Source organism: Enterococcus termitis, from assembly GCF_001730305.1.
Taxonomy (GTDB): domain Bacteria; phylum Bacillota; class Bacilli; order Lactobacillales; family Enterococcaceae; genus Enterococcus_L; species Enterococcus_L termitis.
The window spans coordinates 188,662-211,775 of record NZ_MIJY01000023.1 but is presented as its reverse complement, the minus strand read 5'-3'; the positions used below and the strand labels follow the sequence as shown (position 1 = coordinate 211,775).

Genomic DNA, 23,114 nt, shown 5'->3' with positions numbered 1-23,114 from the left:
TCCCTCCTTTAATCTAGCAAATCTTCTGGAATCTGCATGATCCCACCTGTGTGAGCTGAAGTGACCAAAGCCGTATACCGCGCTAAGTATCCTGTTTTTACCTTCGCTTTGAATTTCGGTAATTGATCGTTTCTTCTCGCCAACTCTTCTTCAGAAACATGCAGTTCCAGTGTCCGATTGGTCAAATCAATTTCAATTTCATCCCCATCAGCAATCAAAGCAATTGGTCCGCCAGCTGCGGCTTCTGGCGAAATATGACCAACAGCGATCCCTCGCGTTGCTCCAGAGAATCTGCCGTCTGTAATCAGTGCAACATCTTTTCCTAAGCCGCGTCCGACAATGCTTGAGGTTGGTGCTAACATCTCCGGCATTCCAGGCCCGCCTTTTGGTCCTTCATAACGAATTACTACAACGTGTCCTTTTTTCACTGTATGATTATCGATTGCTTCAACTGCTTCATCATGAGAACTAAAACAAATTGCTTTGCCCACAAATTTTTTAATAGATGGATCGACACCACCCACTTTTATAACACTGCCTTTAGGGGCAATATTTCCGTAGAGAATCGATAAACCACCGACTGGGCTATATGGATTTTCTTTTGGATGAATGACCTCTTCATTTTTGATAACAGCGTCTTGAACATTTTCTCGAATCGTCTTTCCTGTTACTGTGATTCGATCGGGATGGATCGCATCACCTAGATCGACAAGTTCTTTCATGATCGCCGGCACACCGCCAGCTTCGTGGACATCATGCATCGAATAAGCAGATGATGGCGCAATTTTTGAAAGGTAGGGTACACGCTTGGCAATTTCATTGACTTCTTCCAAGTTGTAATCGATCTCTGCTTCATTCGCGATAGCTAGTGTATGAAGCACTGTATTTGTTGAACCGCCCATAGCCATATCTAAAGCAAACGCATCATCGATTGCTTCTTTGGTCACAATATCTCTTGGCTTGATTTGTTTTTTGACTAAATCCATCAAATGAAACGCTGACTTTCTGACTAATTCTTTGCGTTCCTCTGAAACAGCTAAAATCGTACCATTTCCTGGTAAAGCTAACCCCAGTACTTCCATCAAGCAATTCATTGAGTTTGCTGTAAACATCCCTGCACAAGAACCACAAGTAGGACAAGCATTTTCTTCCATGAATTTGAATTCTTCTTCTGTCATTTTTCCTTCTTTGAAAGTGCCGACTGCTTCAAACATTGAAGATAAGGTTGTCGTGTGTCCTCTAGGGTCGACACCTGCTTTCATCGGGCCGCCCGAGCAAAAAATCGCTGGAACATTTGTTCTAACACTTGCCATCAGCATTCCTGGAGTGATCTTATCGCAATTTGGAATATAAAAAACACCATCGAACCAATGAGCGTTGATCACCGTTTCGGCTGCATCTGCGATGATCTCTCGACTCGGTAAGGAGTAGCGCATCCCAATATGTCCCATCGCGATCCCATCATCCACTCCAATTGTATTAAACTCGAATGGAATGCCTCCTGCTTCTCGAATCGCTTCTTTGGCAACATCTGCCAGCTCCCGTAGATGGACATGTCCAGGTACGATATCGATATATGAATTACAAACCGCAATAAAAGGCTTCTCCATATCTCTAGCATTTTTTACTTGACCTGTTGCATACAGCAAACTTCTTGCAGGCGCTGCCTCGATTCCTTTTTTTATTTGATCACTACGCATTGTTCATCCACTCCAATTCAGTTATCTTCTTTCTTCTTTACAATCCTTCTACAAAAAAAACATCCCATCAAATGAATGGGATGTCTTAGTAAGAATCCCATTTACCAAAGACAAACAGGACTCAAACATCTGCGAAATTTCTCAGTGTTCTAAGTCCTACACAATAAAATAATGACTAATACGTGATTGTTGTTTGTCTTTTTCATGGCAATGGTCTCCTTGGTCAAAATCTATAAAGATTAAAATTTCATGTGATAAATAAAAGCTTTTGTTAACTATAAACCTAAAAAATGAGAATGTCAATAAAAAATGGCAAAAAAATTCTGAAAATTCCGAAAACGTTTGTCTCAGTTATATGACTTAATGTGATGAAAGTAAAAAAATACGAAACAAAGCATAAAGGCAATTTCGTTTCCATGTTCAAACTAAATAAAGATCGAGAAAAAAGTAGCTACTTTTTTCTCGATCTTTATTTTTATCCTTTTTGAAAATAATATAATGGCTTGTGTGAAAGACGTTTCATCTGTCTTTTCTTATCTTCTATAATAGTCATCAATTCTTCGGAGAAATTCTCTAAAATGACTTTCCCGCCTTTATAGGTACTGCCGCCCATTGAAATTACTTCATCTGGAGTCAAAATCACTTTTCTGTGAGCAATTTTCTTAAAAAATTCTTCCACGAGATACGTTGGTAAATAAAAATTGTTTTGAGCAGAAAAAGATTCTAAATAAATAAAATCATCAATACTGATATAGCAATCATCCATAGAAATAAAATTGACAGATTTATCTACGTAAATATCTCTTTTCTGTAAAATCTCGTTGATTTTTTTGTTCAAAAGATTTAATGTTTCGATTTCTTTTACAAAATGTTCTAATTCCCGATAACGTAGGGCTTTTCGTTCTTCATAAGTCACTCGTAAGGCAACCCCCACAGATACAATCACTGCACCTACTAGAACACCTGTCATCCCTGCGATAAAAACAATCATCTGGATCCCCTCACTCTTTTTTTCTTGGCTAATTCAGTATAACATACTCTTTCACAAGCGTAAAAAAATAGAGAAAAAAGCCTATTTGTTTTATATGTTCAATTAACTTCTCTCCGACTACTCTCTAATTTGTTGTCTTTCCCCTCTTTTCAAAGCTTGTATAGAAACAGAATACAGCGTATATTCACTATCATTTCACTCTACTATTTCCAGTTCATTTGAGTTGACCTTTTTTGACCAATAAAGTATACTTTTTTTAAGCATTCAGGTATGCTTTGTGATAAAATGATTTGAAGAGCTTTTTATATAGGAGGAATATACTATGAACTTAATACCAACAGTCATTGAACAGTCATCTCGCGGAGAAAGAGCATATGACATTTATTCAAGATTATTAAAAGATAGAATCATCATGCTGAGTGGTCCCATCGACGATAACGTGGCAAACTCAGTTATTGCTCAATTATTATTCTTGGATGCGCAAGACTCTGAAAAAGATATCTATATTTACATCAACTCCCCTGGCGGAAGCGTTTCTGCCGGTTTGGCAATTTTTGATACAATGAATTTTGTAAAAGCGGATGTCCAAACGATCGTTCTTGGAATGGCGGCTTCAATGGGCAGCTTCTTATTGACAGCAGGACATAAGGGCAAACGTTTTGCCTTACCAAATGCAGAAATCATGATTCACCAACCACTAGGAGGCGCACAAGGTCAAGCAACTGAAATTGAAATTGCAGCGAAACACATCCTAGATACGCGTGATCGGTTGAATAAAATTCTAGCAGAACGTACAGGACAACCTTTAGAAATCATCGAACGTGACACGGATCGTGATAACTTTATGACGGCACAACAAGCAAAAGAATATGGCTTGATCGATGAAGTGATGGAAAATAGCAGCGCGTTAAATTAGAAAAAAATAAACTGGGGCTAAGGCATAACTCTTCGAGTAATGCCTTAGCCCCAAAAAAATCCGATTAAACGATGGTAAAATGTGCTACACTTAAGATAGATAAATTGAAAGGAAGTATACTATGGATATTTCAGTTATTGATGGAACAAAAGTCACAGCAGCAAATGGTCTAATGATTGGTAGCGATTCAGCACCAATAAAGATGGTCGAATTCATGAATGTTCGTTGTCCTTACTGCAAAAAATGGTTTGAAGAATCATTTGATTTATTAGACAGCTATGTCAAAGAAGGCAAAGTCCAACGGGTCATCAAGCTATTTGATAAGGAAAAAGAAAGCTTGCAGCGCGGTAATGTGATGCATCACTATATTGATTATGATTTACCCGAAAAAGGATTACTTAGCATAAAGCAAATGTATGACACTCAAGATCAATGGGGCAATCTTTCATTGGCTGATGTAGCTATATTTGCCCAAGATAATCTACAGCTTGCAGAAAAGAAACAGCCTGCAATCATCGATTCTGTCATCAACGAAGCCAATGCAGCGAATATAAAATTTGTTCCAACCATCGTCATTGGCGATCATATTTTTGATGAATCCGTAACAAAAGAAGAATTGATCAGCTATATAGAAGGAAAATAAAATCTGCTCTCTAGAACCACTATTAGAAGTACCTTCAGCTCCCATGCTTTTTCTTTGGTAGAAGAACTGATTGTTTAGCTTTTGATAACTGTTCCAGAAAAATTTCAGATTAAAAAATAGGAAGTCGAGATAAATGACCTTTATCTCATACTTCCTTTTTTTTAATCTATTCGTCCGTTTTTTCTGTTTTTTTAGAATCTTCTTTTTCTGCTTGAGCATCTTCTTCAAAGTTCAAAATTTTATCTACGTCTTCTTTGCCTAAAAATTCACCCAAACCTTCACCTAGTTGTTTGATCTGCCGCATAATAAAATCTTTCTCTTCAACACCCATTGTTTCACCTCATTTTTATTTTTTTAAGCGACTTGATTTATGCACTCTTTTCTCTGAGCTTATCCGCAAACTCATTGATTTTTCGAATGCGGTGATTGATTCCTGACTTTGAAATTGCTCCGGAAGGGATCATTTCGCCAAGTTCTTTTAAACTCACTTCGGGATATTCTAAACGCAATTCAGCTATTTCCTGCAATTTTTCTGGCAATGCTGTTAAGCCTACAACACTTTCAATATATTGAATATTTTCAATCTGCTTGGATGCTGCATCGATCGTTTTATTTAGATTCGCAGTTTCACAATTCACAAGACGATTGACCGAATTACGCATGTCTCGAACAATGCGTACGTCCTCGAATTTCAACATAGAATTAGTAGCGCCAATCAAGGTTAGAAAGTCTGCGATGCGCTCAGCTCCTTTTAAGTAAGAAATATAACCATTTCTACGTTCTAAGGTGCGGGCATTTAAATCATAATAGTTCAGCATTTGGCAGATGTCCTCATTATGCTCTTCATAAATCGAAAAGATTTCTAAATGATAACGGCTTGTTTCTGGATTGTTCACCGAACCAGAAGCCATAAAGGCGCCTCGCAAATAGGAGCGCATTTTTTGCGCATTTCCCATGATATCGTCTGAAACACGCGTATTGAACATCATCCCGTCCAAAATATCTAAATCGGCAAGGACATTTTTGGTTCCTTGTTTCAAACGTACAATGTAGACGTTATTCTTTTTTAGTTTCATTTTTTTTCGAACCAACAGCTCTGAACGAACATCATAATGATCTTTCAAAAGAGAATAGATCCGTCTAGCGATTGCTGCATTTTCTGTCTGGACATTTAGCACAAATTGCTGGTTCACAATACTTAATGAACCATTCATTCGAATCAATGCAGCTAATTCTGCTCTGGCATGTTCTCGATGAACCTCTAAAGTTGTTAGTTCCTTTTTTACATCTGAGGCAAAAGACACTGTTCTCTCCCCCTCTCTTACTTTTTAATTATCTAATATCTGGCACCGAATACTATTCGGAATAACTCATCAACCACCTTGTCTCCATCATGAAAAACACCACCATCTCTCAACTTTAAAAAGTCAGTAGAAATGACGCGGCAGCCTTCCGCTCTTAGTTTTTGAAAATCATGCTCAACTTGGACAAGGTACTCATCATAAATTTCAGGATCCATATAGCCTTCTGGAACTTTTTCTGTATTGACCAAAACGGTATCAACAAATTTACTCTTCAGATGATCATGCAGCACACATACATGATCGGCATCGGTAAAATGTTCAGTCTCACCTTTTTGCGTCATAATATTGCAGATATAAACAACTTCTCCTTCAGCATTGATGATCGCTTCGCCAATTTCATTGATCACTAAATTAGGTAAAATACTTGTAAACATACTGCCTGGCCCTAAAACGATCATATCTGCTTCTTCGATTGCTTTTACAACTTTTCTGGCAGCCTTAGGTTGTTCATCATCGTTTGTATTTGTTACAAACACATAATCGATTGTTTTACGATCAAGTGCAATATTTGATTCACCAGTAGCAGTTGATCCATCTTTGAAAACTGCATGTAAGGTCAACGGTCTCTCTGATGAAGGAAAAATATGTCCATCCACGTGCATCATTTTAGAGAGCAGTTGAATCGCTTCATACGTACTGCCGCGCATTTCAGAAACAGCAGCAATAATCAGGTTGCCGATTGCATGATTGGCAAAGTATTTATCTGATTTATCAAACCGATACTGAAAAATATCTTCATATAGTTGCGGCATATCTGATAAAGCAACTAAAACATTGCGTAAATCACCAGGAGGAGTCAAATTCATAGATTCCCGAATTTCACCACTGCTGCCGCCGTCATCAGCAACTGTTACCACAGCCGTAATGTCAGCACTTTGGTTTCTCAAACTTTTTAAGATCACAGGCAAGCCAGTACCGCCGCCGACAACCACGATTTTGGGTTTTCTGATCCGGTAGGTTTTCATTTTCATGAACGATTCACCGTCTCTTTCCGCTTTCCTTTATCCCGATGTGTAATATTCACGTGGTAGTCTTGACTGAGTTCAGTTCCTACTCTTTCAGTTAAAGCGACAGACCGATGTTGTCCTCCTGTACAGCCGATCGCAACTGTTACACTCGATTTACCTTCTTTTTCGTAGCCCGGCATCACATTTTTTAATAGATCGATAAAACGTGTATAAAATTCTTCTGTTTCTGGAAAACTCATTACATAATCATAGACAGATTTATCTTGACCAGTTAACGGTCTTAATTCTGGAATATAGTGAGGATTTGGCAAAAAGCGCACATCCATTACAATATCTGCATCGATAGGTAATCCATATTTAAATCCAAAAGATATCATTTCTACACGAAAACCATGAGTATCTCTTGATTTAAATTCTTCATTGATGCGTTCTCTTAATTGTCTTGGTGACAATTCGGTGGTATCAATGACCACTTGAGCATCACCTCTGATTTCTTCAAGGATCGCCCGTTCTTTTCTAATACCTTCTGTCACCAGACCATCCATCGCTAAAGGATGAGCTCGTCTGGTCTCTTTATAACGTGAAACCAATTCTTCATCAGTAGCATCTAAAAACATAATTGTTGTGTCGATAAGATTCGTATTTTCAAGCTCAATCAGCATATCTTGAATTTCTCTAAAAAAATTACGTGAACGTAGATCAATGACCAACGCAATCTTCGTTACTTTGCCAGATTCTTTAATCAACTCCCAAAATTTAGGAATCAAGCTTGGCGGCATATTATCGATACAAAAATACCCCATATCTTCAAAACTTTGAATAGCGACAGTTTTACCTGCTCCGCTCATTCCAGTGATTATTACTAATTGTAAATTATCAGCCATTTTACAGCGCCCCTTTTGAACCATTTTATTAATTATAACATTCCGGGCGTATCAATGAAAGCTTTTCAATTATTCATTTTCTCATCTTAATTTTCTTTCATAAAGATAAATATCTTTAAATTAAAAACAAAAAAATAACTGAGCTATCACTCTATGAGTCATACCTCAGTCGCCTTAGGTTCAGATAAGCATTGACAACACTAGGAACTAATCCATTATGCTTTGATTATCTTATTATAAATTAGTTCATTTTTTCTATAGTTATCATACATCTTCAATAACATTTAAATAATTCAAACGTAAGATCGGATCATCACAATTTATATTCGAACGATCGGTTGGGTGACATTTAACGACTCTAACTTCAACATCGTCTTCTTTTTTTGAGATTGCTTCTCCCACAAAGAACCAAGAGAAACTTGAGCCATGACAAACATATTGAGCGCCAATTTTTATTTCTTTCTTCTCCAAAAAATATCATCCTTCCATACTTTTTTCGTATGTATAGAATATCATGATTTTATATCAAAGTACCATTCAACATACGTATAGATTTTTCCGTTTTTTGACTATTTTTAGATTAAAATAATTAAAAAACAAGAGTTTTCCTTTTATATATTATTTTTTTCTAATTTAATTTGATTTAAGTTTTTTTATCAATTATATTTCACTTAAAAAACAGCACAAAAAAAACAGCCTTCATATAAATGAAAACTGCCTTTTTCTTTTTTGAACGGGTTATTTATAGAAGGAAAGATATATACCAATTAGGTTGAACAATATATCTACCTGTGAGTGATTTTACTGTAAGAAACCTGATAAAGCAATAGCTATAGACAAAATTCTAACAATCTTCAAATTTTCTTTATATTTCATGAAAATACTTCCGAAATGGAGTAGACCAATTTACAATACTCGCTTCAAATATTTCCCTGTATAGCTAGCTTTCACTTTTGCGATTTCTTCCGGCGTTCCTGTTGCAACAATTGTTCCACCGCCATCTCCGCCTTCTGGGCCAAGATCAATGACATGATCCGCTGATTTAATAACATCTAGATTGTGTTCGATCACTAGCACGGTATTTCCAGCTTCGACAAGTCTTTCTAAAACGAGCAATAAGCGGGCGATATCATCTGTATGCAGTCCAGTCGTTGGCTCATCTAGAATATAGAAGTTTTTACCATTAGAATTTTTGTGTAATTCACTAGCCAATTTCATCCGTTGCGCTTCTCCACCAGATAAAGTAGTTGCGGGCTGTCCAAGCGTAACATAGCCTAAGCCTACATCAACAATTGTTTTCAATTTACGATGGATTTTAGGGATATGTTGGAAAAAGTCAACGGCATCTTCTACTGTTAAATCTAAAATATCAGCAATCGTTTTGCCTTTATAGTGAACTTCCAATGTTTCAGAGTTATAACGTTTTCCATGACATACTTCACAAGGGACATAAACGTCTGGTAAAAAGTGCATTTCGATTTTAATGATTCCATCACCACGACAGGCTTCACAACGTCCGCCTTTTACGTTAAAACTGAAACGACCTTTTTTGTATCCACGTACTTTTGCTTCGTTTGTTTTGGCAAATAGATCGCGAATATCATCAAACACACTTGTATAGGTTGCAGGATTGCTTCGCGGTGTCCGTCCAATCGGGCTTTGGTCGATATCGATGATTTTTTCAATATGTTTATAGCCAGTAAGACTCTTATGTTTCCCTGGCTTATTGGAATTACGATTCAATTTTTGCGCCAGAGCTTTTTTCAATATTTGATTGACTAACGTACTTTTTCCGGAACCAGAAACGCCAGTTACAGCGACAAACTCACCTAATGGAAACTCCACTGTTACATTTTTTAAATTGTTTTCAGAAGCGCCAGTGACTTTGATTTTTTTTCCATTGCCTGTTCGACGTTCTTTGGGAACAGGTATCACTTTTTTGCCAGATAGATATTGACCGGTTAAGGATTTAGGATTTTCAGCTACTTCACTTGGTGTACCAGCTGCAACAATTTCTCCTCCTAAATGTCCGGCACCAGGTCCCACATCTATCAAATAATCAGATGCCCGCATTGTATCTTCATCGTGCTCTACCACGATCAATGTGTTTCCTAAGTCACGCATTTTTTTTAGCGATTCGATCAAGCGATCATTATCTCGCTGATGCAGTCCGATCGATGGTTCATCTAAAATATACAAGACACCAGACAAATTCGAACCGATTTGCGTCGCTAAACGAATTCGTTGTGCTTCTCCTCCAGATAAGGTGCCGGCTGCTCTGCTAAGTGTCAGATAATCCAAACCAACATTTTGTAAAAAGTTCAAACGGTCTTCAACTTCTTTTAAAATTGGTTTTGCAATCATTTGTTCTTGTTCAGATAACGTCACTGTTTCAAAGAAATGAACTGCCTTTTTAATCGCAAGCTCACTAATTTGACCAATATTCGTATTATCGATTTTGACAGACAATGCTTGTGGATTCAATCGATAGCCTTTACAAGTACGACATGTTAATTCTGTCATATATAAGCGCATTTGATCGCGAGTGAAGTCACTGTTTGTTTCGTGATAACGGCGTTTGATATTGGTTAAAACACCTTCAAAAGGTACTTCGACATCACGAACGCCACCAAAATCATTTTCGTAATGGAAATGGAACACTTCCCCATTTGAACCATTCAGAATAATCTCTTGATGTTCTTCTGGCAACTCATTGAATGGCGTATCCATATCGATAGTAAAGCTTTCAGCTGCTTGTTCCAACATTTGCGGATAATATTGAGAACTGATCGGATTCCAAGGAGCAATCGCTCCTTCACGCAGTGTTTTCGTTCCATCAGGAATCACAAGATCTCGATCGACTTCCAATTTATTCCCTAAGCCATCACAATCAGGACACGCACCAAAAGGAGCATTGAATGAAAACAGTCTCGGTTCTAATTCACCTACAGTAAAACCGCAATACGGACAAGCATAGTGCTCACTAAATAGCATTTCTTCCCCATCGATTATGTCTACTAAAGCATAACCGTCAGCTAAGCGCAATGCTGCTTCAAATGAATCAAACAAACGAGAACGGATTCCCTCTTTGACCACGATCCGATCGATCACGATTGCAATATCGTGTTTTTTATTTTTCTCAAGTTCAGGTGCTTCACTTACATCATACGTTTCTCCATCTACTCGCATCCGCACATAGCCTTCACGCTGGATCAGCTCAAAAATCTTTTTATGCTGTCCTTTTTTCTTAACGATTACAGGCGCTAGAATTTGAATTTTTGTTTTTTCAGGTAACTCTAAAACCTTATCTACCATTTGTTCAACTGATTGACTTGTGATTTCAATGTTGTCGTTCGGACAAATCGGATGACCCACACGAGCAAATAATAGCCGCAAGTAATCATTGATCTCCGTTACTGTACCAACGGTTGATCTTGGGTTTTTACTCGTTGTTTTTTGGTCGATCGAAATAGCTGGACTCAACCCATCAATGCTATCTACATCAGGTTTATCCATTTGCCCTAAAAATTGTCTCGCGTAAGCTGAAAGACTTTCTACATACCGACGCTGACCTTCAGCGTACAATGTATCAAAAGCCAATGAGCTTTTCCCAGAGCCAGATAAACCAGTCACTACAACCATTTTGTCACGCGGAATTGTTACATCTATATCCTTTAAATTATGGGCACGTGCGCCATGAATAACAATTTTATCATTTGCCATTATGTCTCTCCTTTACTGTGAAACAACATACTATTTTTTAATCTGCTGCCTTTAATTCAAGAATTGTATCTCGCAAAGTGGCCGCTGTTTCAAAGTCCAGGGCTTTCGCAGCATCTTTCATTTCTTTTTCTAACTTCATCAATAAATCAGCTTTTTCTTGACGAGTCATTTCATGATACGATTTATCGATCTTAAATGGTTCATTCTTCTCATTCGTTGTCTTAGAAATCGAAATCAGTTCCCGAATCTCTTTGATGATCGTTTTCGGTTCAATACCGTGTTCTTCATTATATTTTTCTTGGATTGAACGACGACGAGCCGTTTCATCGATCGCTTTTTGCATCGAATCCGTCATTTTATCGGCATACATGATGACACGGCCATCTGAATTACGAGCGGCTCTTCCGATTGTTTGAACAAGGGAACGCTCACTTCTTAAGAAGCCTTCTTTATCTGCGTCTAAAATAGCGATCAACGATACTTCTGGCACATCCAAGCCTTCTCTCAGTAAGTTGATGCCGACTAGCACATCAAACTCTCCTAAACGCAAATCTCGAATGATCTCGGTCCGCTCTAACGTTTTGATGTCACTATGAAGATATTTAACTTTGATTCCTAGTTCTTTAAAGTAATCTGTCAAATCTTCTGACATTTTTTTCGTCAACGTCGTAACAAAGACCCGCTGATTTTTCGCCACTCGTTCGTTAATTTCGCCAACTAAGTCATCGATTTGTCCCATAATTGGACGTACTTCGATCAATGGATCTAAAAGTCCAGTTGGACGAATGATTTGTTGGATTACTGTATCTGTTTGTTCATATTCATACGGACCTGGTGTCGCAGAGACGTAAACGACTTGATGGACATGTTTTTCAAACTCTTCCAGTCTAAGCGGACGATTATCCAATGCACTCGGTAAACGGAATCCGTAATCGACTAGCATTTGTTTTCTGGCACGGTCGCCATTATACATCCCTCTGACTTGCGGCATCGTTACATGTGATTCATCAATCACCAACAAGAAATCATCTGGAAAGAAATCAATTAATGTATACGGTGGCTCACCTTCTGAACGTCCGTCCATATGCCGAGAATAATTCTCGATTCCAGAGGTATACCCCATTTCCCGCATCATTTCAATATCATAATTCGTTCGTTGTTCTAAACGTTGGGCTTCTAATAATTTGTTTTCACTACGTAAAACTTTTAGCCGCTCATCTAATTCAGCTTGAATTTGAGAAATGGCTTGTTCCATATGATCTTCATTGGTGACAAAGTGAGTAGCCGGGAAGATAGCAACATGCTCGGTTTCGCCTATTATTTCTCCCGTCAAGGCATCAACTTCTCTGATTCTTTCGATTTCATCACCAAAAAATTCAACTCTTAAAGCATGTTCATCTCTGGAAGCTGGAAAAATTTCAACCACATCACCACGTACACGGAAACGACCACGCTGAAAATCGATATCGTTTCGCTCAAATTGAATATTGACCAAACTTGTTAAGAGTTGGCTGCGATCCATTTCCATCCCGACACGAATCGACACAACTTGCTCGCTATATTCTTTTGGATCACCCAAACCGAAAATACAGGAAACAGAGGCAACAACAATCACATCATTTCTTTCTAACAATGAACTTGTCGCTGAATGCCGCAGTTTATCGATTTCGTCATTGATGCTGGCATCCTTTTCTATATATGTATCACTAGATGGAACATACGCTTCTGGTTGATAGTAATCATAGTAACTGACAAAATACTCGACAGCATTATTGGGGAAGAACTCTTTGAATTCTCCATAAAGCTGTCCAGCTAATGTTTTATTATGAGCAATCACTAGAGTTGGCTTGTTGACTTCAGTGATAACATTTGAAATCGTAAATGTTTTCCCTGTACCAGTAGCTCCTAGTAAAATTTGAGCTTTTTCTCCGCCTTCGATTCCTTCTGCTAGTTTTTTGATTGCTTCTGGCTGATCTCCATCTGGCTTGTATTTTGATACTAAGTCAAATGTATTGGAGGTCTCTCTTTGTATCATTAAACATCCTCCTTTAAATTTTAAATGACTATTTTCATTCAATTATCTGAAACTCGTTCTTTACAGCGGCATGCTGTAGCAGCTCTTTGTTTCACCAAGATATTTGCTACATAATTGAAGGAAAACCTCTTCAAATATTTTAACATACCGAACATATTTTCGCCACCTTTAGAATTAATTGCGTATACGCATTTTTTAACAATTTATATTTTATTTAATAGTTTTACTTTGCGGCTTGCCTCCCTTCGTTTGTCACATTACATGACATAAGATGTAAGGAAATGATATTTTTTTGCTTTTATCCCGTCGAATAGCTTGTGCTTTACCCTTTTTTTACTATATAATTATCCAATATGTAAATATAGGAGGTATTTTATGAAAAAGAAACACATTTTGCTTTCGTTTATTGTAATGATGGCAAGTCTGCTAACATTTACACTGGGGCAATCGGCTCAGGCTGAGGAAAAAACATATAATATAGGAACAGATTTGACTTTTGCGCCCTTTGAATTTCAAGATTCCAAAGGAGAATATATTGGGATCGATATCGATTTATTGAACGCGATTGCGGAAGATCAAGGATTCAAGGTCAATCTTAAACCTCTTGGCTTTGATAGCGCGATCCAAGCAGTTCAATCAAAACAAGTTGATGGCATGATTGCCGGAATGAGCATTACTGATGAGCGTAAAAAATCATTTGATTTTTCGGAACCTTATTTTGACAGTGGCTTGCAAATGGCTGTAAAAAAAGGCAACGATAACATCAAAAGCTATGAGGACCTTAAAGGAAAAACAGTTGCCGCCAAAGTGGGCACAGAAAGTGCTACATTCTTAGAGAAAAACGAAGATAAATATGGCTACACAATCAAAAACTTTGATGATGCAACCGGGCTTTACCAGGCTCTTGAAAATGGTGAAGCAGATGCAATTTTTGATGATTATCCTGTTTTAGGCTACGCAATTACAAATGGACAAAAATTACAATTAGTTGGTAAGAAAGAAACCGGTAGCTCTTATGGTTTTGCTGTAAAAAAAGGACAAAATAAAGAATTACTTGAAAAATTCAATGCTGGCTTAAAAGAGTTAAAAGATTCTGGTAAATACGATGACATCATTGCAAACTACATTTCAACAGGTACTGAAGATGAAGCAAGTGACGATGCTAAGATGAAAAAAATCCAACCCAAAAAGGATTCATACGTTATTGCTAGTGACTCGACCTTCGCTCCCTTCGAATTTCAAAATTCTGATGGCAAATACGAAGGGATCGATGTTGATTTAGTGACACGTATCGCTGAACTGCAAGGATTCACTATCGAATTTAAATTTATCGGCTTCAGTTCTGCTGTTCAAGCAGTTGAGTCTGGGCAAGCAGATGCAATGATCGCGGGTATGACGATCACAGATGAACGTGAAAAATCATTTGACTTCTCGACGCCTTATTTTAATAGCGGGATTCAAATCGCTGTAAAAAAAGGCAATGACTCCATTACTTCTTATGAAGATTTAAAGGGTAAAAAAGTCGGTGCTAAAATTGGAACTGAAAGTGCTGACTTCCTTGAAGCAAACAAAAGTAAATACGATTACTCAATCAAATATTTGGACACAACAGATGCGTTATACAGCGCTCTTGAGATTGGTGAAATCGATGCGATGATGGATGATTATCCTGTTATCGGTTATGGCGTTGCTCAAAAACAACCATTGATCACTCCTATTCCTCGTGAAGAAGGCGGAAAATATGGTTTTGCAGTTAAAAAAGGCAAAAATCCTGAACTGATCCAAATGTTCAATGAAGGATTAGCTGAATTAAAACGAACTGGCGAATACGATGAAATCGTCGGGAAATATATTAAAGATGGCTCTTCAGAAAACAAGGTCGATGAATCAACATTTGTCGGCATGATCCAAAACAACTGGAAACGATTATTGAGCGGATTGTGGATGACTATTCAATTAACGTTGATCTCCTTTATCTTAGCGTTGATCGTCGGTGTGATTTTCGGATTATTCAGTGCTTCACCAACCAAAGCGTTACGAGTGGTTGCAACAATCTATGTTGATATCATTCGCGGAATTCCTTTAATGGTTCTCGCATTCTTTATCTACTTTGGTTTACCAGGAATTTTAGGATTCAATATTCCAGTGTTTATCGCAGGAATTATCACCTTGACGTTAAATGCCAGTGCTTATATTTCTGAAATCGTCCGGGGTGGTATTAACGCTGTACCAACAGGACAAATGGAAGCTTCCCGTAGTTTAGGTCTTTCCTATAATCGAACAATGCAAAAAATCATTTTACCGCAAGCGATCAAAATCATGATTCCTTCCTTTGTCAATCAATTTGTTATTTCATTGAAGGATACAACCATTTTATCAGCGATCGGATTGATCGAATTACTACAAACAGGAAAAATCATCGTTGCTAGAAACTTGCAAAGTACACTTGTCTATTTTGTAATTGCAATGATGTATCTAGTCTTGATCACAGCTCTAACAAAACTAGCAAAAGTCTTGGAAAAGAAGGTGAAATAATATGGCTGAGAAAATTCTCGTTGAACATTTAGTAAAAAAATACGGTGATAATACCGTTCTTAACGATATCAATGTATCGATTCAAGAAGGAGACGTTGTCTGTGTGATCGGTCCTTCTGGTTCAGGTAAAAGTACCTTCCTACGCTGTTTAAATCAGTTAGAGGAAGCAACTAGCGGTGATATTATTATCGATGGTGCGAACTTAACAGATAAAAATACAAATATCAATAAAATCCGTCAGCATATCGGTATGGTATTCCAACATTTTAATTTATTTCCACATTTATCGATCATGGAAAATATTACCTTAGCTCCTACAGATTTAGGTCGCCTTTCTAAGCAAGAAGCTGAAGAAAAAGCAATCAAACTTTTAGAAACAGTCGGTTTGGCAGATAAGAAAGACAGCTATCCCGAATCATTATCTGGCGGACAAAAGCAACGTGTAGCGATTGCGAGAGCCTTAGCAATGAATCCAGATATCATGTTGTTCGACGAACCAACATCTGCGCTTGATCCAGAAATGGTTGGTGATGTATTGAATGTCATGAAAAAATTAGCCAAACAAGGAATGACGATGGTGATCGTCACACATGAAATGGGCTTCGCTAAAGAAGTAGCAAATCGTGTGATGTTTATCGATGGTGGTAATTTCTTAGAAGATGGTAGTCCAGAACAAATCTTTGAAAATCCACAAAACGAACGAACAAAAGACTTTTTAGACAAAGTCTTAAATATCTAAATAATCATTTTAAAGGCGGCATGATCTTGAATGGAAACATTCAGACATACCGCTTATTCTTTTCACTCATTGGCATTCTTTTTCTTGAAAAATCCATCATTCTAACGTACATTAAAAGAAGTTATTTATCAGAAGGAAGGCTATCACTAAATGAAACGAATTGTTGCTTTTTTTACGAATGATTTACTCTTCTCCCTTTCACTTTTGATCGCATTGATTAGCTGCTTCTTTGGTAAATTTTCAATCGAATCGATCGATTTTAAAGTGATTTTTTGTCTTTTTGGATTGATGCTTCTTGTCGCAAACATCGAAAAATTAGGGATTCTGACCTATCTTGCTGAAAAATTGATCGATATTTCTGCAACTACACGTGCCTTAATCAGAAATATCACGTTACTCGCCTTTTTCAGTTCAATGCTTTTAACGAATGATGTTGCTATCCTTAGCTTGATGCCTATTTATTTAACGATCACGAAAAAAATTCCTGATATGAACAATAAAATCTTAGGCGCTGTCTTATTGATTATCGCAGCTAATCTTGGCAGCAGTTTCTTCCCTTTTGGTAACCCCCAAAACTTATTTTTGTTTTCCTATTACTCATTATCCACTGTCACATTCTTTCAATGGTCTCTGCTTTTATTGATCGTATCGCTTGTGTTCTTATTTCTTTCATTTTTATGGACAAAAAAAAGCAGGATACCAAAACAAATGGCTCCTTTACCGACGATTGATAAACGAAAAATCAGCTACTTAAGTTTGATTGGCTTGTTTATCCTTTTAGGTGTCTTTGACCTTTTTCCTTATTACATTATTATTCCGATCGCTGTTATATTGCTTGGGATCTATGATGTGGGAACCCTAAAACAAGTCGATTATCGCCTACTTGCTACATTCGTTTTTTTCTTTGTGGCTGTTGGTAATTTCGCACAATTAGAATCCGTCTCATTGCTGATCAAAAAACAATTTACAACAAATTCAGCCACTTTTTTTGGAAGTATTGCTCTTAGTCAAGTTATCAGTAATGTGCCTGCTGCTATACTTGTTGCTCCTTTCACCACACAAACACAAGCCCTATTTTGGGGTGTTAATGTGGGAGGCTTAGGAACGATCATTGCATCTCTTGCTAATTTAATTGGCTTTAAGATTTATAAACAATATTATCCGAATCAATCCAAAGAGTTTCTTATTAAGTTTAGCGGAATAAATTTGATTTTCTTAGTTGGATTCGCCGTTGTATTTCGCTTATTATTATAAAAGGAACAACAGCAAAATGACTGACCATTTTGCTGTTGTTCCTTTATTGTTTAATTAGCGATTGCTTCTAAGCGCATCGCAACTTCCTGTTCTGTTAACTGATTTTTTTCTACATAACGGTTTGCTGGATGATGGCGGCATTCATCTGAACAACTGCCAAGATATTTCGCTTCATTTTCTTCTGATGCCAGAATTTGTTTATTACAAAACGGATTTGCACAGTTGATGTAACGTTCACAAGGTGTCCCATCAAACCAGTCTTTTCCGATGACTTTTTTATCTACATGATTGATTTCTACGCTGATACGTTCATCAAAAACATACATTTTTCCATCCCATAACTCACCTCTTGTTTCGGGATCTTTTCCATAAACAGCAATCCCTCCATGAAGTTGAGATACATCTTCAAAGCCTTCTTTTAACAACCAGCCGGAAAATTTCTCACAACGAATACCACCAGTACAGTACGTCACAACCTTCTTATCCATAAACTGTTCTTTATTATCTCTAATCCATTGAGGTAATTCTCTAAAATTACGGATATCTGGACGAACGGCTCCTCTAAAATGGCCTAAATCATATTCATAATCATTTCTAGCATCGATCACAACAGTATTTTCATCAAGTAATGCTTCTCTAAACTCAACTGGCTCTAAATATTTACCCGTTGTTTCCAAAGGATTGACATCTTCTTCTAAATTCAAAGAAACCAATTCTTTTCTTGGACGGACAAACATTTTGTGAAAGGCCATTTCTTCCGTTTCATCGATTTTAAAATAGGTGTCTTTAAAGCGTTCATCGGCAAGCATGGCTTCCATATATGCTTCTGTGTCTTCAATAGTTCCTGATAATGTTCCATTGATTCCCTCAGAAGCTACCAAAATCCGTCCTTTTAAATTTAAAGAGTTACAAAACGCCAAATGCTCCTTCGCAAATTGTTCTGGGTTTTCTAGGGGTGTATATTTATAGTAAAGTAATACACGATAGTCCATTTTATCTTTCTCCTTTTTTACAAACTGTTTACAAGACAGTCTATTATTCATACTAATCAAGTATATAAAAAAAGAAAGTCAGAAATCGAGATATTTGCTTGTGTATTAGTGTACAATAAAAAAACCGATCTTCAAAAAAGATCAGCTTTTTTAATTCTTCATGAATGTTCTTTACTGTCCAGATACGGCAAAATAATTTTCATCATTATCGGCAAAGTTAAAGACAAGTCCTGTTGGTAATTGAACCATTTCTCCTACCCGAACACCAGCATCTTTCATTTTCTTGTAAAGACTCACTATATCGTCTGAGAAAAACATCAGTGACGGTGTATTTCCTGCCACTTCTGGTGAATGTTTTTGAATAAAAGCTAAGTCATATAAAACAATACTTGTATCTGAGCTATCACTTGGCCCGACTTCTACAACTAGAGTCCCATCTACTGCATCTCTTTCTTTTTCTACAAAACCGATTTTTTGCCAAAACTGGCTTGATTCCTCAACATTTGTTACATATAACATGATTTTTATCTGATTTGTAAACATTTTTTCCCTCTTTTCTATATCACTATGCGTTCGTTCCTATTATATACTTTCTATTCTCACTTATGCGAATAAATTTACTTGAAAAGAGACAAAAAAAGACAGACAAGTTCTTTTCAGTCCCTGCCTGCTTCTTTGATTTAACTCTCTTGGGGAAGAGAAGCGATCACGAATTAAACATTTTCTTCAATAACAAGATTGCTATCATTTAATACGTCACGATCTAATTCATTGATTCTAGAACTTGTGACGATTCCTGCGACCATACTGTCACTTACGTTTACAGCAGTTCTAGCCATGTCGATCAATGGTTCTACAGAAATAACCAATCCAACGATTGCAACCGGTAAGTTCATCGCACCTAATACGATCAATGAAGCAAATGTTGCTCCACCACCAACGCCAGCTACACCAAATGAGCTAATTGTAACGATCGCAACAAGCATTAAAATAAACTCTAAGCTAAATACATCGATCCCTACTGTCGGTGCAACAATTGTCGCCAACATTGCCGGATAGACACCCGCACAGCCATTTTGACCGATAGATAAGCCAAAACTAGCAGCAAAGTTCGCTGTAGCGTCATCGACACCTAGGGCTTTTGTTTGTGTTTCAATATTTAAAGGTAATGCTCCAGCACTTGATCTTGAAGTAAAAGCAAAACTTAAAACTGGGAACGATTTTTTCAAATAATTCACAGGATTTACTCTCACTGCAACTAAAATCAATAAGTGAACCAGCATCACAATAATCAACGCGGTATACGAAGCTAAGACAAATTTTCCTAAGTTTAAAATCGCTTCAAAATCACTTGTAGCCACAACATTTGTCATTAACGCTAAGACTCCATATGGGGTCAAACGTAAAACAAGTGTGACGATACGCATCGTGATTTTGTACAAACTGTCGATCAGATTTGCAAAAAACTCTCCTTCTTTTGGTGCTTTTCGTTTCACACCTAAGTAGGCAATACCGACAAATGCCGCAAAGATTACGACACCGATCGTACTTGTTGGCCGAGTACCTGCAAAATCTGCAAAAACGTTTCTAGGAATAAAGGCTAAAATTTGTTGAGGAATCGATAGGTTTTCAACGGTTTCCTGTCGAGTTGCAAGTTCTGCAATTCGTGCCGTTTCTGCCGTTCCTTCTGTAAATTGTGCGCCTTGAAGTCCAAACAATAATGTTGTACCAATTCCGATCAATGCAGCAACTGCTGTTGTTCCTAGCAAGGTTGCCAGCACATTGAAGCTGATCTTTCCTAATTGTTTGGATTCTTTCATTTTAGTAAATGCTCCTACGATAGAAACAAATACTAAGGGGATTACAAGCATTTGTAAAAATGCTACATATCCATTACCTACAATGCCGATCCAGTCCATTGCTTGTGTCGTGACTTTATCTTGCGTACCAAATGCGAATTGAATAATTGCACCTAACACAATACCCACGCCTAATGCAGCAAAGACACGTGTTGAAAACTTCATGTGTTTTTTCTGCATCCGGTAAAAGACGTATAACACAGCGACAAAGGCTAGAACCACTAAAACAGTGATGAGTGTTGTCATTTTTTTCCCTCCTAAATTTTAACGCGTAACAGGTCCCATATAGTCTCTACTGAAAAGAATAAAAATTGTTTGTGGTGGTGTTCCACACTTCATTTTTCTCAATTTTTCGGCACCCTCAATCTGTAAAACTTACATTCTTACGATCGTCGAGCTGAAAATATAAAGTAGTGACTAGTCCGTGAAACCAGATAACGCAATTGAAATGACAAGTCCATCAAAGGAAGTAAAGGTTCCCGGGAATCATTCTTCAATGATCCGCCCTAAAAATAAATCTCTATATTTTTAGTGATACCTTCATTTTAACTGATTTTGACGTAAAAAAGATACTTATTTGTTTTTTCAATGATAAAAAAAAGAGTTTGTGATAGTTTCAGACTATCACAAACTCTTTAATTGTTATTGTGCTTCTGGAGTTGATTGAAAGTTTAACTGAATTCCTGGTTTGTCTAAAGCAATTTCAGTAATTTCATAAGCCATACGCTGTACAATATTGAATAACGGACCCACTAATTCATCTACTTCTTCTTGACTAATATCTTCTTGTTTTTCAATCTTGTGATTGATGATATGGTTGATTTGGCTAACAGATCCAGACAACACATATTCCTCAAAGACCAAACGAAACTCTAAACGAGCTGCGATGATCGTGTTTTCTTTTGGGTAGTCTTCATCTGTTGATTCGATTGGTGAAAAGCCTACTCTAAGATCTGTTTCTACCTCTTCCATATCTTGCGTACGCATATTGTAATGAAAAGCCTCTACGACTTCTTGCTGGCGTTTTATTTCCACGTTGTATACTCTCCTTTATGCTGGGTTTGACAGTCGTCACTATTTCTTTTGAAAAATAATTGATCTGCTAAAAATCATTATAACATACTTCTTTTTCTTAAAAATAGTCTGAACACTTTTTCCATTAATTTTTAAACGAATGAATCGGTGCTGGAATTCGACCACCGCGAAGAATAAAATCAGTAGATGCATAATCGTTTACTTTCATGACTGGCGCTCTTCCTAATAAGCCACCAAATTCTACCATATCGCCAACGCTAGTGCCCTTAGCAGGAATGATCCTAACCGCTGTTGTTTTATGGTTGATCACGCCAATTGCCGCTTCGTCAGCAATCATTGCAGCGATGGTTTCAGCAGATGTTTCGCCTGGAATAGCAATCATATCCAGTCCCACTGAACAAATGGCTGTCATAGCTTCTAACTTCTCCAAATTTAAGGCACCATTATTGACTGCATCGATCATACCCGCATCTTCGGAAACAGGGATAAACGCACCTGACAAGCCCCCAACGTGGTTACAAGCCATAACGCCGCCTTTTTTCACAGCATCGTTCAATAAAGCTAAGGCTGCTGTTGTTCCATGGGTACCGACACTTTCCAGACCCATCTCTTCTAAAATATAAGCAACGCTATCACCAACAGCAGGCGTTGGCGCTAGAGACAAATCAACAATACCGAATGGTATATTCAAACGTTCCGAAGCAATTTTTCCAACCAACTGACCCATTCTAGTAATTTTAAATGCTGTTTGTTTGACTACCTCGGCTACCACATCGAAAGGTTCACCTTTGACTTTTTCCAATGCACGTTTCACAACACCAGGACCACTCACTCCCACATTGATCACACAATCAGCTTCACCGACTCCATGAAAGGCACCAGCCATAAATGGATTATCCTCAACTGCATTGGCAAACACCACTAGCTTAGCACAGCCCATGTCTGATTTTTCAGCAGTTTCTTTGATCACATACCCCATATGTCGAACCGCATCCATATTGATTCCTGCACGAGTAGAGCCAATATTAACAGATGAGCAAACAAACTGTGTTTCAGCTAACGCTTGAGGAATGGAATTGATCAGAATATCATCGCCATGTTGATACCCTTTTTCAACTAACGCACTAAAACCGCCAATAAAATTGACTCCTACTGCCTGTGCGGCTTTGTCCAATGTCTTAGCATATTTCACATAATCTGTGTCTGAACTAGCAGCTGCAATAATTCCGATCGGAGTGACTGATATCCGCTTATTGATGATTGGAATCCCGTACTCAGATTCAATTTCTTCTCCAACTTTAACAAGATTTTTTGCTAAACGAGTGATTTTATCATAAATTTTTTGACACGCACGATCGCTGTCACTGTCAATACAATCTAGTAATGAAATTCCCATCGTGATCGTTCTAATATCTAAATTTTCTTCTTCGATCATACGAATCGTTTCTAAAATTTGATTTGTTTCCAAATGATTTC

General features: G+C 37.5%; 19 protein-coding genes. 5 read left to right on the top strand and 14 right to left on the bottom strand.

From position 1 onward, the window contains the following. Positions 1 to 8: 8 nt before the first annotated feature. On the bottom strand, positions 9 to 1,700 hold the full coding sequence (ilvD, locus tag BCR25_RS11365; RefSeq protein WP_069663719.1) for a dihydroxy-acid dehydratase: 1,692 nt from the start codon (positions 1,698 to 1,700) through the stop codon (positions 9 to 11). Positions 1,701 to 2,175: 475 nt separating this feature from the next. Then, positions 2,176 to 2,691: a hypothetical protein gene (locus BCR25_RS11360; RefSeq protein ID WP_069663718.1), complete on the bottom strand. Its 516-nt coding sequence runs from the start codon at positions 2,689 to 2,691 to the stop codon at positions 2,176 to 2,178. Positions 2,692 to 3,013: 322 nt separating this feature from the next. On the opposite strand from BCR25_RS11360, the gene clpP reads away from it, so the two are divergent. After that, positions 3,014 to 3,607, top strand: coding sequence for an ATP-dependent Clp endopeptidase proteolytic subunit ClpP (gene clpP / locus BCR25_RS11355; protein WP_069663717.1), 594 nt, complete (start codon positions 3,014 to 3,016; stop codon positions 3,605 to 3,607). A gap of 121 nt (positions 3,608 to 3,728) precedes the next feature. After that, entirely contained in the window at positions 3,729 to 4,250 is a 522-nt protein-coding gene (locus BCR25_RS11350) for a DsbA family protein (RefSeq protein WP_069663716.1), read from the top strand. 166 nt (positions 4,251 to 4,416) lie between these two features. Here the strand turns inward: BCR25_RS11350 and BCR25_RS20395 are convergent, their stop codons facing one another. The 7 genes from BCR25_RS20395 to uvrB form a co-directional block, all read right to left on the bottom strand. Next, complete coding sequence (locus tag BCR25_RS20395; RefSeq protein WP_169819013.1) at positions 4,417 to 4,581, bottom strand: hypothetical protein; 165 nt, start codon at positions 4,579 to 4,581, stop codon at positions 4,417 to 4,419. 37 nt (positions 4,582 to 4,618) lie between these two features. Beyond that, positions 4,619 to 5,554 carry a DNA-binding protein WhiA gene (gene whiA / locus BCR25_RS11345; RefSeq protein WP_069663715.1) on the bottom strand — a complete coding sequence of 312 codons (936 nt, stop codon included), beginning with the start codon at positions 5,552 to 5,554 and terminating at the stop codon, positions 4,619 to 4,621. 32 nt (positions 5,555 to 5,586) lie between these two features. Further along, positions 5,587 to 6,585: a gluconeogenesis factor YvcK family protein gene (locus BCR25_RS11340; RefSeq protein WP_069663714.1), complete on the bottom strand. Its 999-nt coding sequence runs from the start codon at positions 6,583 to 6,585 to the stop codon at positions 5,587 to 5,589. Continuing rightward, positions 6,582 to 7,466, bottom strand: coding sequence for an RNase adapter RapZ (gene rapZ / locus BCR25_RS11335; RefSeq protein WP_069663713.1), 885 nt, complete (start codon positions 7,464 to 7,466; stop codon positions 6,582 to 6,584). The genes BCR25_RS11340 and rapZ overlap by 4 nt, the downstream gene beginning before the upstream one ends. A gap of 264 nt (positions 7,467 to 7,730) precedes the next feature. Further along, complete coding sequence (locus BCR25_RS11330) at positions 7,731 to 7,937, bottom strand: hypothetical protein (RefSeq protein WP_069663712.1); 207 nt, start codon at positions 7,935 to 7,937, stop codon at positions 7,731 to 7,733. A gap of 435 nt (positions 7,938 to 8,372) precedes the next feature. After that, complete coding sequence (uvrA, locus tag BCR25_RS11325) at positions 8,373 to 11,189, bottom strand: excinuclease ABC subunit UvrA (protein ID WP_069663711.1); 2,817 nt, start codon at positions 11,187 to 11,189, stop codon at positions 8,373 to 8,375. Between the two features lie 37 nt (positions 11,190 to 11,226). Then, positions 11,227 to 13,224, bottom strand: a complete 1,998-nt coding sequence (gene uvrB, locus BCR25_RS11320; protein WP_069663710.1) for an excinuclease ABC subunit UvrB — start codon at positions 13,222 to 13,224, stop codon at positions 11,227 to 11,229. A gap of 375 nt (positions 13,225 to 13,599) precedes the next feature. Between uvrB and BCR25_RS11315 the strand changes: the two genes are divergently transcribed. The 3 genes from BCR25_RS11315 to BCR25_RS11305 all read left to right on the top strand — a co-directional run bounded on the left by BCR25_RS11315 (position 13,600) and on the right by BCR25_RS11305 (position 17,752). Beyond that, a complete protein-coding gene (locus tag BCR25_RS11315) occupies positions 13,600 to 15,759 on the top strand; it encodes an amino acid ABC transporter substrate-binding protein/permease (RefSeq protein WP_069663709.1) in 2,160 nt (719 codons plus the stop codon). Position 15,760: 1 nt separating this feature from the next. Then, positions 15,761 to 16,498 carry an amino acid ABC transporter ATP-binding protein gene (locus BCR25_RS11310; RefSeq protein ID WP_069663708.1) on the top strand — a complete coding sequence of 246 codons (738 nt, stop codon included), beginning with the start codon at positions 15,761 to 15,763 and terminating at the stop codon, positions 16,496 to 16,498. Positions 16,499 to 16,648: 150 nt separating this feature from the next. Beyond that, positions 16,649 to 17,752 carry an SLC13 family permease gene (locus tag BCR25_RS11305; protein ID WP_069663707.1) on the top strand — a complete coding sequence of 368 codons (1,104 nt, stop codon included), beginning with the start codon at positions 16,649 to 16,651 and terminating at the stop codon, positions 17,750 to 17,752. Positions 17,753 to 17,802: 50 nt separating this feature from the next. Here the strand turns inward: BCR25_RS11305 and trhO are convergent, their stop codons facing one another. The 5 genes from trhO to BCR25_RS11280 form a co-directional block, all read right to left on the bottom strand. Beyond that, positions 17,803 to 18,744, bottom strand: coding sequence for an oxygen-dependent tRNA uridine(34) hydroxylase TrhO (trhO, locus tag BCR25_RS11300; protein ID WP_069663706.1), 942 nt, complete (start codon positions 18,742 to 18,744; stop codon positions 17,803 to 17,805). A 171-nt stretch (positions 18,745 to 18,915) separates the two neighbouring features. After that, on the bottom strand, positions 18,916 to 19,287 hold the full coding sequence (locus BCR25_RS11295) for a VOC family protein (protein ID WP_069663705.1): 372 nt from the start codon (positions 19,285 to 19,287) through the stop codon (positions 18,916 to 18,918). 170 nt (positions 19,288 to 19,457) lie between these two features. Next, complete coding sequence (locus tag BCR25_RS11290) at positions 19,458 to 20,849, bottom strand: L-cystine transporter (protein WP_069663704.1); 1,392 nt, start codon at positions 20,847 to 20,849, stop codon at positions 19,458 to 19,460. 396 nt (positions 20,850 to 21,245) lie between these two features. Then, a complete protein-coding gene (locus tag BCR25_RS11285; RefSeq protein ID WP_069663703.1) occupies positions 21,246 to 21,638 on the bottom strand; it encodes a DUF1149 family protein in 393 nt (130 codons plus the stop codon). Between the two features lie 124 nt (positions 21,639 to 21,762). Beyond that, positions 21,763 to 23,106 carry a PFL family protein gene (locus BCR25_RS11280; protein WP_069663702.1) on the bottom strand — a complete coding sequence of 448 codons (1,344 nt, stop codon included), beginning with the start codon at positions 23,104 to 23,106 and terminating at the stop codon, positions 21,763 to 21,765. Between the last annotated feature and the right edge of the window lie 8 nt (positions 23,107 to 23,114).

Bases quoted from the DNA above. Each gene is read 5' to 3' on its own strand.
- ilvD (WP_069663719.1), bottom strand. From the start codon at position 1,700: ATGCGTAGTGATCAAATAAAAAAAGGAATCGAGGCAGCGCCTGCAAGA.
- BCR25_RS11360 (WP_069663718.1), bottom strand. From the start codon at position 2,691: ATGATTGTTTTTATCGCAGGGATGACAGGTGTTCTAGTAGGTGCAGTG.
- clpP (WP_069663717.1), top strand. From the start codon at position 3,014: ATGAACTTAATACCAACAGTCATTGAACAGTCATCTCGCGGAGAAAGA.
- BCR25_RS11350 (WP_069663716.1), top strand. From the start codon at position 3,729: ATGGATATTTCAGTTATTGATGGAACAAAAGTCACAGCAGCAAATGGT.
- BCR25_RS20395 (WP_169819013.1), bottom strand. From the start codon at position 4,581: ATGGGTGTTGAAGAGAAAGATTTTATTATGCGGCAGATCAAACAACTA.
- BCR25_RS11340 (WP_069663714.1), bottom strand. From the start codon at position 6,585: ATGAAAATGAAAACCTACCGGATCAGAAAACCCAAAATCGTGGTTGTC.
- rapZ (WP_069663713.1), bottom strand. From the start codon at position 7,466: ATGGCTGATAATTTACAATTAGTAATAATCACTGGAATGAGCGGAGCA.
- uvrA (WP_069663711.1), bottom strand. From the start codon at position 11,189: ATGGCAAATGATAAAATTGTTATTCATGGCGCACGTGCCCATAATTTA.
- uvrB (WP_069663710.1), bottom strand. From the start codon at position 13,224: ATGATACAAAGAGAGACCTCCAATACATTTGACTTAGTATCAAAATAC.
- BCR25_RS11315 (WP_069663709.1), top strand. From the start codon at position 13,600: ATGAAAAAGAAACACATTTTGCTTTCGTTTATTGTAATGATGGCAAGT.
- BCR25_RS11310 (WP_069663708.1), top strand. From the start codon at position 15,761: ATGGCTGAGAAAATTCTCGTTGAACATTTAGTAAAAAAATACGGTGAT.
- BCR25_RS11305 (WP_069663707.1), top strand. From the start codon at position 16,649: ATGAAACGAATTGTTGCTTTTTTTACGAATGATTTACTCTTCTCCCTT.
- trhO (WP_069663706.1), bottom strand. From the start codon at position 18,744: ATGGACTATCGTGTATTACTTTACTATAAATATACACCCCTAGAAAAC.
- BCR25_RS11295 (WP_069663705.1), bottom strand. From the start codon at position 19,287: ATGTTTACAAATCAGATAAAAATCATGTTATATGTAACAAATGTTGAG.
- BCR25_RS11290 (WP_069663704.1), bottom strand. From the start codon at position 20,849: ATGACAACACTCATCACTGTTTTAGTGGTTCTAGCCTTTGTCGCTGTG.